This is a genomic window from Streptomyces sp. NPDC025784 (assembly GCF_055558435.1).
Genome location: NZ_JBVHMN010000010.1, coordinates 177,871 through 189,510 on the forward strand (window position 1 = coordinate 177,871; position 11,640 = coordinate 189,510).

The window sequence follows — 11,640 nt, forward strand, 5'->3', positions numbered from 1 at the left end:
GCTGCTCTCCCGCATGCGGCCTGGGGGCAGGCGGACGGCGCCCTTCCATCGATCCTCCTTCCCGGCGCCCGGTCCGGCCTCACCCGATGCAGGTGATACGAAGGACCGGCTCTTGTGTGCGCCGCACGTCAGTGGGTGAGGAACAGCTTGAGCGAGATGATCACGAGGCCGAGCACCAGATTGACCGAGGCGGTGACGGCGACGAGGTTCCACGAGGCACCGGCGCGCCGTGCCGCCGTCGCCGACCAGCCGACCTGACCGGCCACGGCGACGGCCACGGACAGCCAGATGGCGCCCTGTACGCCCAGCCCCAGCAGCGGGCTGACGGCGACCGCGACGGCCGGTGGCACGGCGGCCTTGACGATCGGCCACTCCTCACGGCACACCTCCAGGACGACACGGCCGTCGAGGCTGCGCTGCGCCATCCGTGCCCCGAACAGCTGGGCATGCACGTGGGCGATCCAGAACACGAGACCGGTGAGCAGGAGCAGCACCACCAGCTCGACGATGGGGAAGTCTCCGAGGGTGCCGGCTCCGATGACCACGGACGCGGCGAGCATGGATCCGTAGACGGCGCCCGTGTAGTTGGCATGAGCCCTGCGCTCGGCTCTGCGGGCGCGGCGGGCCGCGGAGGAGTGGCGGATCCTTGGCATGCAAAGTCTCCCGTGGGCATCAGCTCGGGGCGCCGGGCGGAGCGCCGTCGTCGTGCTGCCGCGGACGGCGGGAAGCACCGGAGTCCCGCCTGCTGCCGGACCGTCCGGCGGGCAGGTGTGGGGTGACGAGGAAACTGGCCAGCGTGATGCCCCCGGTGGCGAGGATCGCCGCCCGCAGCCCGTCCAGTTGCGCCGACGCGTACGAGTCCGTGACCGCGTCGACCTGACCGGGCGGCAGCCCTGCGTCCTCGGCCGCCGCGTGCACCTGGGCGGTGGAGACGAAGTTGACCCCGGCTTCGAGAGCGACGCCGGTCTGCCGGCGGGCCTCGTCGGACAGCCGCGGATTCTCCTGCACCTGTGTGGTGAAGGCGTGCGCCAGGGCACCGATGAGGATCGAACCGATGAGCGCGGTGCCGAGCGCCGACCCGAGGTTCTGGGCGGTGAACTGGAGTCCGCCGACCTCGCTGCGTTCCTCCTCCCCGGCGCTGGACTGGACGACGTTGCCCAGTTGCGACGCGAGCAGGCCCATCCCCACGCCCAGCACGGCCATGGCCCAGGCGAACTGGGCGTCGTCGATGGCCGGGTCGATGGTGGCCAGCAGCCAGACGATGGCCGCCGCCAGCGTCGTCAGCGCCAGCCGGACCACCAGGCGCGGTCCCGCCACCCGTGCCAGCGGTGAGCCGCACAGGGAGGCCACCAGCATGGTGACGGACACCGGGAGCAGGCGCAGCCCGGTCTCGAAGGCGTCGAAACCCTGCACCACCTGGAGGTAGAGCGGGATGGTGAAGAACAGTCCCAGGAGGATCAGGTTCTGACTCAGCAGCGTGAGCAGACCGGCGCGCAGCACGGGGCGGCGCAGGAGCGCGAGGTGCATGAGCGGGTCGGCGCCGAGGGCGTCCCGGTGCCGCTCCCAGCGCACGAAGACCGCCAGGACGGCCACCCCCGCTCCGACGACGAACAGCGTCGGGGCGAATCCGAGGACGGTGAAGGGCGGGTTGCGCGGCTGCACCCAGCCCCAGGAACTGCTCTGCAGCACCCCCAGGACGCCGAGCGCCAGCCCGGCCGCCGACAGTGCGGCGCCGACGCCGTCCAGCCGGGGCCGGTGGCCGCTCGGGGCAGGCTCGGTGATGACCCGGTAGGCACACAGGACGGCCGCGACGACCACGACCTCACCGGCGAAGACGAGGCGCCAGGTGAGGTACGTCGTCACCCAGCCGCCGAGGAGCGGGCCGATCGCGATGCCAGCCCCGGCGAGCCCTCCGATGACGCCGTACGCGACGGCACGGTCGGCGCCGCGGTAGGAGGCCGCGACGAGGGCCGCCATGGCGGGCAGCACCAGGGCGGCGCCGAGGCCCTCGATGACCGACCAGCCGAGCGCGAGGACCCACAGGGTGGGCGCCAGGGCGGTCAGCGCCGAACCCGTCCCGTAGACGACCATGCCGATGACGAACACGCGGCGGCGGCCCAGGATGTCGCCGAACCTGCCGCCGATGATCATGAAGGCGGCCATGACCAGCGCGTAGAGGGTGATCACCGCCTGGATGGCGGTGACCTCGGTGTCGAAGTCCTCGACCAGCCGGCTGATGGACACGTTCATGACGGAGGTGTCCAGGACCATGAGGAACTGGGCCGTCCCCAGCACGATCAGCGCCCGCCAGCGTCTCACTGCGTCCACCTCACCGACTCGGCCCGGGGCTCCGCGGAGCGGGCCGGGCGGCGGCCGGTGCGTACCGTGCCGCACTCCCATCGCACCGGAAGAACGCGCCCTGCGCCTCACCCGCCGCGGGCGACGGTGCGGCGCCCGGTTCGTCGTCCCCCACCTGCGGCGGGAGCGCGTGGGCGGGTCGGACCGTCGCCCTCCCCCACGCCACCACCGCGAGGAAGGACCCGACCGTCCGGCCCGACCGGCGCCACCGCAGCGAGGGCGAACGCGACGGTCCTCCCCCATCGGCGGCACCACGACGGGACCGGGTCCGGCCCCCACCGGCGGCACCACCGGGAGGACGATTCGGCCCGTCGGCCCTCCCCCGGGCACCATCACGGCGGGGACGGATCCGGCAGCCCTCGACCGCCGGAGTGCGCCACCGCGAGACCGGGCCCGCTCCCCCCGGCGGCAGGTCCGCGGCGGCGGACCCCGGGTTCACAGCAGACGCAGTTCGCGGGCCCGGCGCACGGCCTCGCCCCGCCGGTTGACGGCCAGCTTGCGGTAGACGCTCTTGAGGTGGGTCTTCACCGTGTTGACGGAGACGAACAGGTCGGCGGCGATCTCCTCCGTCGACATCATCTGTGCCAGCCGCCGGAGGACATCGAGCTCACGGGCGCTCAGTTCCTCCACGACCACCGAGGCGGGCGCGGGTTCGGGTCGCGGCGGCTCACCGGGGCGCGACGCGGCCGCCGTGAGCCACCCCGCCGACAGTTCCTGGAGCGCAGCGGACTCCATCAGGCGCCGTACCCAGGGTCCGGCTTCGAGGAAGGGGCGCCGCAGCCGTTCACGGCGGGCCTTGAACAGCGCCTGGGCCACCAGCCTGCGGGCGGTGTCGAGGTCTCCGGCCGCCTGGGCGGCCTGGGCGCGCACCAGTGTGGCGCGGACGGTCACCGCAGGACCGGTGCGGCCCTCCGTGTGCAGGCCGTCGAGCATGTCGAGCGCCGCGCCCGGGTCACCCACGGCGAGCTGGACCCGTGCCGCCTCCACGGCGCACGCGGGCTGGTCGTCGGGGGCCTGCCGCAGCACCTGCGCCGCGCTCTCCGGTCTGCCCTCGGCCAGGTGCGCGGCGGAGGCGACGAGCGCGGCGTGGCCCTCGGCCCACGGCGACAGCACGTCGGCGGCGACGGCGGGTCCCGACACTTCCAGGGCGGCCCGCGGATTGCCGCGGGCCAGCAGCAGGCGCGCCGTGACCATGGCCCGGCCCGCCGCCATCACGGGGTCCTCCCGCGGTGGACGGGAGTCGGCCGCCTCGTCGAGAAGAACCTGGGCCTGTGCGAGTTCGTTGCGGTCGACGGCCACGGCGGCCAGGACCAGCCGGCCCATGCCGGACGCGGAGGGCCGCGACAGCCCGAACCGCTCGGTGTCCGCCGCGGCCTCCAGTGCCTTGCGTTCCGCTCTGCCGATCCAGCCGTCCAGGTAGTCGATCAGTGCCAGGTGGCACAGGGACTCCTCCCTGGGGAGGGCCGTGGACGCCCCGCCGCTGCTCCCGGCCACCGTCGTCAGGGCGGCGCGCGCGTCCTCGAAGCGGCCGGCCCACAACCGTGTGGCGCCCAGGTGGGTGAGGAGCAGCGCGGCGAGTTCGGGGTGCTTCTCCACGAGGTGGGCGGGGACTTCGTGCCGCCATTCCTCCGCGGTCTCCGCCGCCTTCTCCGCACGTACCGGCGAGCCGGTCAGCCGGGCGACGAGGGCTTCCAGCAGGGCTCGGCTCAGCTGGGCCGCCGCCAGATCGGGCATGTCGGCGGCGAGGGCCTCCTCGGCGTGGTGCAGGTGGACCAGACCGCGGTCCAGGTCGCACTGGGACAGGTCACGGGCCGCCCGTACGAGGTCGGTGGCCGCGCTGGTGGCCTCCGGTCCCATCCGTGAGAACAGTTCGTCCAGGCCGTCGGAGCTCAGGCCGGTGAACAGCTGCCCGATCGCCAGGTCGTCGACGAGGGCCCGCGCGGTGAACTCCCAGTCGCCCGCGGCGGCGCCGTGCGCGAGGGTCTCCTGGAGGGACCCGGAGCGGCGCAGCCACTGAGCGGCGCTCCGGTGCAGTTCGGGTTCGAGTCCGGGCGAGCGGACCCGCAGATGGGCGCGGAGGATCTCCCCGAACAGGGGGTGGAGCCGGTACCAGGAGTGCCCGAGGTCCTCGACGAAGGCGTTCTCGCGGTGCAGTTCGGCCAGGATGGGTTCGGCGTCGGTCCGCCCGGTCAGCGCGTTCGCCAGATCGGGGCAGAAGCGTTTGAGGACGCTGACGCGCAGCAGGAGGTCCTGCGTCTCCTCCGTCTGCCGCTTGAGCACCTCGGCCAGCAGGTAGTCGGCGACCGTACTGCGCCCGGCCTCGAACTCCTTCAGGTAGACGACCGGATCGGGGCTCTCCTGGGCGGCCAGGGCGCACAGGCGCAGCCCGGCGGCCCAGCCCCGGGTGCGGTCCACGAGGGAGGCCGCGGCGTCCACGGGCAGGCTCAGGCCGTGCACCTCCAGGAGTTCGGACGCCTCTTCGGGGGTGAAGGCGAGTTCCGCGTCGCGGATCTCGGTCAGGTCGCCGGCCGCCCGGTAGCGGTGCAGCGGCAGCAGCGGTTCGGTGCGGGTGACGATGAGCAGGCGCATGCCGGGCCCGGCATGGTGCAGGACGAATTCCAGCTGCTCCGCGATCTCCGGGTCGGTGACGCGGTCGTACTCGTCGAGCACGACGATCGCGGGCCGGTCGCGGCCGCTGAGACCGGCGGCGAGCCGGGCCAGCAGGGTGTGGTCCACACGGCTCGCGTCGGCGGGGAAACCGACCTCCGCGGGCACCGGGACGCCCGAGACCCGGAGGGCCTGGAGCAGGTAGGCCCAGAACACGCCGCGTCGCTGGTCCGCGGAGTCGTTGGTGAGCCAGGCGACGGGCTGGCCGAGGCCCGCGGCCCAGTCGGCCACCAGCAGGGTCTTGCCCGAGCCCGCGGCTCCGTTGACCATCGTCAGCGGGGTCAGCAGGGCCTGGTCGAGATGGCTGACGAGGCGCTGCCGCCGCAGGAACGTGCCGGGTCTCGCGGGGAGGGCGAACCGTGTCCGAAGGAACGGGTCACCCAGGGGATCCACACACGGAATGCCGGACCCCGCCCCCTCCTCGTCGATCGCAGCCATGGCGCTCACCACCACCGTCCGTCAGGGCATGGGCAGCGCTACCCCCCTCAGGATCCCAGCTTTCCGCCGCACCCGCGCGCCACGCAGTCGGCCGGGCACACACGGCAGCGGGCCGCCGCCGGACGCCGGCGGGTCCGGCGGCGGGCACGCCGGGACCTGGCGCATCCGTGGCCGGGCACCGCGACGCGCGCGCTGGTCCTCGTCCGCGTCGTAGGGAACGCTGGGAACCATGACCACCATCGCCATCATCGGAGCCGGCCCCGGTCTCGGCGCCGCCGTCGCGCGGCGGTTCGGCCGCGAGGGGTACGACGTCGCCCTCGTCGCACGCGACCAGGGCCGCCTCGACGCGCTGGCCGACCGACTGGCGGCCGACGGGGTGCGTGCCCGCGGCTTCGCCGCCGACGTACGCGATCCGAAGGCCCTGGCGGCCGCCCTGGACGCGGCGACCGCGATGCTGGGACCGATCGAGATCCTCCAGTACAGCCCGGTTCCGCACCGCGACTTCATGCGGCCGGTGCTGGACACCGGGCCCGAGGACCTCGTCGGGCCGATCGAGTTCTCGCTGTACGGACCGGTCACCGCCGTCCGGCAGGTGCTTCCCGGCATGCGCGCGCTCGGGAGCGGGACGGTCCTGTTCGTCAACGGCGGATCCGCCGTGGTCCCGCACGCCGAGCGCGCCGGTACGTCGATCGCGTTCGCCGCCGAGGGCGCGTACGCGCGGCTGCTGCACGACACGCTGGCGCCCGAGGGCATCCACGTGGCGCAGTTGATCATCCCGGGCGCGATCGTCCCGGGGCACCACCGCAAGGACCCGACCGTGCTCGCCGACACCCTGTGGCGCCTGCATCACGAGCGGCGCGGTTTCCGGCACTTCGCCGACGACCTGGATTCCTGATGCCCGGTGCGGCGGGCCGATAGGGCCGTCGCGCACTTACCGGCGGGGCAACCACGCCGCCACCATGAAGGAGGCAGTTTGGCCAGTTATGCCTGAAATGCGTTGATCTCTAGGAGGGCTCATGGACGCCCCGACCGCCACAACGGCAGACGCCGCCCCGCGGGACGACGTACAGGAAGAGCCGACCGTACACATCCTCTGGATCAACGCGGGGCTGAGCTGCGACGGGGACTCCGTCTCGCTGACCGCCGCGAGCCAGCCGAGCATCGAGGAGCTGGCGCTGGGCGCCCTGCCGGGACTGCCCAAGATCGCGGTCCATTGGCCCCTGATCGACTTCGAGTGCGGGCCCGTGCAGGGTGCCGACAACTTCGTCGACTGGTTCTTCAAGGCCGATCGCGGCGAGCTGGAGCCCTTCGTCCTCGTCGTCGAGGGCTCGATCCCCAACGAGCGGGTCAAGCCCGAGGGCTACTGGTGCGGCTTCGGCGACGACCCGGAGACGGGCCAGCCGATCACCACCAGTGAGTGGCTGGACCGGCTGACGCCCAAGGCGCTGGCCGTCGTGGCGATCGGCACCTGCGCGACGTACGGCGGCATCCACGCGATGGCGGGCAACCCCACCGGGGCGATGGGCGTCCCGGACTACCTGGGCTGGGAGTGGAAGTCCAAGGCGGGCATCCCGATCGTGTGCGTCCCGGGCTGCCCCGTGCACCCCGACAACGCCTCCGAAACCCTGCTCTACCTGCTCTACCAGGCGGCGGGCGCGGCCCCGATGATCCCCCTGGACGAGGAGCTGCGGCCGTCCTGGCTGTTCGGCGCCACGGTCCACGAGGGCTGCGACCGGGCCGGCTACTACGAGCAGGGCCAGTTCGCCACCGAGTACGGCTCTCCCGAGTGTCTGGTCAAACTCGGCTGCTGGGGCCCGGTCGTGAAGTGCAACGTGCCCAAGCGCGGCTGGATCAACGGCGTGGGCGGCTGCCCGAACGTGGGCGGCATCTGCATCGCGTGCACCATGCCCGGATTCCCCGACAAGTTCATGCCCTTCATGGACGAGCCGCCGGGCGGCCATGTGTCGGCGACGGCGAGCGGCATCTACGGCTCGGTCGTGCGACGGCTCAGGCACATCACGGAGAAGACCGTCGAGAAGGAACCGAAGTGGCGCGGCAAGGGCGAGAAGCTCACGACCGGCTACAAGGCCCCGTGGTGACACCGGTTCCCCGCTGAGGAAGACACCCGACAGGAAGGCGGCACGGCACCATGGCGACGGCGACGAACAAGCCGGCCGGTGACGGCCTGATGGAGATGTCGTGGGACCCGATCACCCGCATCGTGGGCAGTCTCGGCATCCACACGAAGATCGATTTCGCCGCGAAGCGCGTCGCGGAGTGTTACAGCACCTCGTCCGTCTTCCGCGGCTACAGCGTGTTCATGCGCGGCAAGGACCCGCGGGACGCGCACTTCATCACCAGCCGGATCTGCGGCATCTGCGGCGACAACCACGCCACCTGCTCCGTCTACACCCAGAACATGGCCTACGGCGTGGCGCCGCCGCACCTCGGCGAGTGGATCATCAATCTCGGTGAGGCCGCGGAGTACATGTTCGACCACAACATCTTCCAGGAGAACCTGGTCGGCGTGGACTACTGCGAGCGGATGGTCCGCGAGACCAATCCGGGCGTGCTCGAACTCGCCGAGCGCACCGAGGCCCCGCACGCGGCCGATCACGGCTACCGCACCATCGCCGACATCATGCGCTCGCTCAACCCGCTGGAGGGCGAGTTCTACCGCGAGGCGCTCCAGGTGAGCCGCTACACGCGCGAGATGTTCTGTCTGATGGAGGGCCGCCACGTGCACCCCTCCACCCTGTATCCCGGAGGCGTCGGCACCGTCGCCACCGTGCAGTTGTTCACCGACTACCTCACCCGGCTCACCCGCTACGTGGAGTTCATGAAGCGCGTCGTCCCGCTCCACGACGACCTCTTCGACTTCTTCTACGAAGCGCTGCCCGGCTACGAGGAGGTCGGCAAGCGCCGTGTGCTGCTGGGCTGCTGGGGCGCCCTGAACGACCCCGAGCACTGCGACTTCCGGTACGCGAGCATGGAGGACTGGGGCCGGCGGATGTACGTCACCCCCGGCGTCATCGTGGACGGCAACCTGGTCACCAACAGCCTCGTCGACATCAACCTCGGCATTCGCATCCTGCTCGGCAGCTCCTACTACGAGGACTGGGCGGGCATGGAGAAGTTCGTCGAGCAGGACCCCCTGGGCAACCCGATCGACGAGCGGCACCCGTGGAACCAGCACACCGTCCCCGCGCCGCAGAAGCGCGACTTCGACGACAAGTACAGCTGGGTCATGTCTCCGCGCTGGTTCGACGGCACCGACTACCTGGCCCTCGACACCGGCGGCGGCCCGCTCGCCCGGCTGTGGTCCACCGCCCTGTCCGGACTCGTCGACATCGGCTACATCAAGGCCACCGGCCACAGCGTGCAGATCAACCTGCCGCGGACGATGACCAAGCCGGAGATGTCGCTGGAGTGGCGGATCCCGCAGTGGAGCAACGCCATCGAACGCAACCGCGCCCGGACCTACTTCCAGGCGTACTCCGCCGCCGCGGCCCTCCACTTCGCCGAGCAGGCGCTGGAGGAGGTGCGCGCGGGACGGACCCAGACCTGGGAGAAGTTCGACGTACCGGACGAGTCGATCGGCTGCGGCTTCACCGAGGCGGTCCGCGGAGTGCTCTCCCACCACATGGTGATCAGGGACGGCAAGATCGCGAACTACCACCCGTACCCGCCGACTCCGTGGAACGCCAGTGTGCGCGACAGCTACGGCACGCCGGGCCCGTACGAGGACGCGGTGCAGAACACGCCCATCTTCGAGGAGAACCCGCCCGAGAACTTCAAGGGCATCGACATCATGCGGGCCGTCCGCAGCTTCGACCCGTGTCTGCCGTGCGGCGTGCACATGTACGTCGGCGGCGGCCGGACCGTCCAGCGGACGCACATGCCGACGGGGCTGAGCGGCCTGGCCGTCTGACCTTCGAAGAGAGGGGATCCGATGGCCGGACAGGAGACGGGTGAGCGGATCGCCGCGCTCCTCGACGAACTGGCGCGGCAGGCGGGACCAGAGGCGCGTGACACCGCGGACGAACTCGTGCGCTGCATCGTGGAGTTCTACGGCGAGGGCCTCGCGCGTACGGTACGGCTGCTGCGCTCCGCACCGGACGGCGCGGATCCCCTCGCCGTCCTCACCGCGGACGAACTCGTCAGCGACCTGCTGATCCTGCACGACCTGCACCCCGAGGACACCCTCACCCGGGTGGGCCGTGCGCTCGACAAGGTGCGGCCCTACCTCGGTTCGCACGCCGGCGACGTCGAGGTCGCGGGGCTCGACCCGCAGGGGGCGGACGGGCCGACGCTGCGGCTCCGGCTGCGCGGCAGTTGCGAGGGCTGCCCGTCCTCCACCCAGACCGTGCGCTGGACCATCGAGGAGGCGATCGCCCGGACCGCCCCCGAGATCGCGCACATCGAGGTCGAGGGGATGACCGAGGACACCCACGAGGCGCCCCTGCTGCAGATCCTTCCGCACCGCCCGGACGACGCCCCCGGCGGCCCTCTCTCCCCCGCCGCCGACGGCCCGGCGCACTGGTACACCGTGGGCCCGCAGGCCCTGCCCGCGCACGACCGGGCCACCCGTGCGACGCGGGTGGCCGGGCAGGCCCTGCTGCTCGTACGGCTGCCGGGACAGCTCTACGCCTATCGCGACCGCTGTCCGGCCTGCGGCACGGGCCTCGCCGACGCGGCCCTCGACGACGAACGGCTGCGCTGCTCGCAGTGCGCCGCGGAGTTCGACGTCCGGACGGCGGGCCGCGGCGCGCTCGGGCACCTGGAGCCGGTACCGCTGCTGGAGGAGAGCGGATCGGTGCGGGTGGCGCTGCCCGGTGAACTGCTGGGGGCGGAGCCGTGACCGCGGATGTGCTGCGGCAGTTCACGCGCCGGCCGCCGCCCCCCGGGGAGCGGTGCGACCTGTGCGGGGAGCCGCTGCCCGCCGAGCACCGCCATCTCGTCGACACGACCCGGCGGTCCCTCAAGTGCGCCTGCCCGCCGTGCCATCTGCTCTTCACCCGGCCCGGCGCGGGAATCGGCCGCTTCCGCGCCGTCCCCGACCGGTACCTCACCGACCCGGACTTCGCCCTCGACGAGGGCGACTGGACCCGGCTCCAGATCCCCGTGGGGCTCGCCTTCTTCTTCCGCAGCTCCGCCGTCGACCGGCTGGCGGCCTTCTATCCGAGTCCTGCGGGCGCGACCGAGAGCGAACTCGATCCGCAGACCTGGGACGCGGTGCTCGGCCGCACCCCGCTGACCGGCATGCTCGAACCCGACGTGGAGGCACTGCTGCTGCGCTACGAGCGCGGCGGCCCGGTGACCTGCACTCTCGTACCGGTCGACGTCTGTTACGAGCTCGTCGGCCGGATGCGGCTGCACTGGAAGGGGTTCGACGGCGGCGCGGAGGCACGCGCGGACATCGACGCGTTCTTCCGCCGGATCGCGGCCGCGGCCAGAGCCCTGGACGCGGACTCACCCGGCGCCCCGTCACCCGCGGAGCCCGACGAACCGCCCCCGGAGACCGGGGGCGCACCATGACGGACCTCCACTTCCAGTGCACCGGCGTACGGCCGGAGCCGTTCGGCGCCGGGCCCACCCTGCTGTTCGGGCTGCGGATCGAGGAGGCCGACCACCAGCCGGTGCACGCCATGGCCCTGCGCTGCCAGATCCGCATCGAGCCCGCCCGACGCCAGTACGAACCGGAGGAAGTCGGCATGCTGGGCGACCTGTTCGGTGAGCCCGACCGCTGGAGCAGCACCCTCAAGCCGCTCCAGTTCGCCCACGCCTCGATCACGGTGCCGGGCTTCACGGGCACGACGCACGTCGACCTCCCGGTGCCCTGCACCTACGACACGGAGGTCGCGTCCGCGTCGTACTTCCGGGCGCTCTCCCGGGGCGAGGTCCCACTGCTCCTGCTCTTCTCCGGCACGGTCTTCACCGGCCGCGACGGCTTCCGCGCGGAGCCCATCCCCTGGCACAAGGAGACATCCTTCCTGATGCCGGTGGACGTGTGGCGGAGCATGATCGAGCAGTACTTCCCGCACACGGGCTGGCTGCGGATCCGCCAGGACGTCCTGGAAGCCCTGCGGCGCTACCGCTCGGCACGTGCTCTGCCGTCCTGGGAGCAGGTCTTCGAGGAACTTCTGGCCACCGCCGACGCGAAGGGCGGCGACTGAC

General features: G+C 72.2%; 9 protein-coding genes. 6 read left to right on the forward strand and 3 right to left on the reverse strand.

Annotation, left to right across the window (positions count from 1 at the left end):
• Positions 1–128 precede the first annotated feature (128 nt).
• The 3 genes from ACZ4IF_RS23240 to ACZ4IF_RS23250 form a co-directional block, all read right to left on the reverse strand.
• Positions 129–653 carry a hypothetical protein gene (locus ACZ4IF_RS23240; RefSeq protein ID WP_467565596.1) on the reverse strand — a complete coding sequence of 175 codons (525 nt, stop codon included), beginning with the start codon at positions 651–653 and terminating at the stop codon, positions 129–131.
• Between the two features lie 19 nt (positions 654–672).
• Entirely contained in the window at positions 673–2,319 is a 1,647-nt protein-coding gene (locus tag ACZ4IF_RS23245; RefSeq protein WP_467565598.1) for an MFS transporter, read from the reverse strand.
• Between the two features lie 474 nt (positions 2,320–2,793).
• Positions 2,794–5,463 carry a winged helix-turn-helix domain-containing protein gene (locus ACZ4IF_RS23250; RefSeq protein ID WP_467565600.1) on the reverse strand — a complete coding sequence of 890 codons (2,670 nt, stop codon included), beginning with the start codon at positions 5,461–5,463 and terminating at the stop codon, positions 2,794–2,796.
• Between the two features lie 229 nt (positions 5,464–5,692).
• On the opposite strand from ACZ4IF_RS23250, the gene ACZ4IF_RS23255 reads away from it, so the two are divergent.
• The 6 genes from ACZ4IF_RS23255 to ACZ4IF_RS23280 all read left to right on the forward strand — a co-directional run bounded on the left by ACZ4IF_RS23255 (position 5,693) and on the right by ACZ4IF_RS23280 (position 11,639).
• Complete coding sequence (locus tag ACZ4IF_RS23255) at positions 5,693–6,358, forward strand: SDR family NAD(P)-dependent oxidoreductase (protein WP_467565602.1); 666 nt, start codon at positions 5,693–5,695, stop codon at positions 6,356–6,358.
• A gap of 121 nt (positions 6,359–6,479) precedes the next feature.
• Positions 6,480–7,562 (forward strand): NADH-quinone oxidoreductase subunit B family protein, encoded by a 1,083-nt coding sequence (locus ACZ4IF_RS23260; RefSeq protein WP_345658062.1) that lies wholly within the window; start codon positions 6,480–6,482, stop codon positions 7,560–7,562.
• Positions 7,563–7,612: 50 nt separating this feature from the next.
• Entirely contained in the window at positions 7,613–9,394 is a 1,782-nt protein-coding gene (locus ACZ4IF_RS23265; RefSeq protein WP_467565605.1) for a nickel-dependent hydrogenase large subunit, read from the forward strand.
• A 21-nt stretch (positions 9,395–9,415) separates the two neighbouring features.
• Positions 9,416–10,324: a NifU family protein gene (locus ACZ4IF_RS23270; protein ID WP_467565607.1), complete on the forward strand. Its 909-nt coding sequence runs from the start codon at positions 9,416–9,418 to the stop codon at positions 10,322–10,324.
• Entirely contained in the window at positions 10,321–11,001 is a 681-nt protein-coding gene (locus ACZ4IF_RS23275; RefSeq protein WP_467565609.1) for a DUF5947 family protein, read from the forward strand. Before ACZ4IF_RS23270 ends, ACZ4IF_RS23275 begins: the two co-directional genes overlap by 4 nt.
• Entirely contained in the window at positions 10,998–11,639 is a 642-nt protein-coding gene (locus ACZ4IF_RS23280; protein WP_359489930.1) for a DUF6084 family protein, read from the forward strand. Before ACZ4IF_RS23275 ends, ACZ4IF_RS23280 begins: the two co-directional genes overlap by 4 nt.
• Position 11,640 lies beyond the last annotated feature (1 nt).

Bases quoted from the DNA above. Each gene is read 5' to 3' on its own strand.
- ACZ4IF_RS23240 (WP_467565596.1), bottom strand. From the start codon at position 653: ATGCCAAGGATCCGCCACTCCTCCGCGGCCCGCCGCGCCCGCAGAGCC.
- ACZ4IF_RS23250 (WP_467565600.1), bottom strand. From the start codon at position 5,463: ATGGCTGCGATCGACGAGGAGGGGGCGGGGTCCGGCATTCCGTGTGTG.
- ACZ4IF_RS23255 (WP_467565602.1), top strand. From the start codon at position 5,693: ATGACCACCATCGCCATCATCGGAGCCGGCCCCGGTCTCGGCGCCGCC.
- ACZ4IF_RS23260 (WP_345658062.1), top strand. From the start codon at position 6,480: ATGGACGCCCCGACCGCCACAACGGCAGACGCCGCCCCGCGGGACGAC.
- ACZ4IF_RS23265 (WP_467565605.1), top strand. From the start codon at position 7,613: ATGGCGACGGCGACGAACAAGCCGGCCGGTGACGGCCTGATGGAGATG.
- ACZ4IF_RS23270 (WP_467565607.1), top strand. From the start codon at position 9,416: ATGGCCGGACAGGAGACGGGTGAGCGGATCGCCGCGCTCCTCGACGAA.
- ACZ4IF_RS23280 (WP_359489930.1), top strand. From the start codon at position 10,998: ATGACGGACCTCCACTTCCAGTGCACCGGCGTACGGCCGGAGCCGTTC.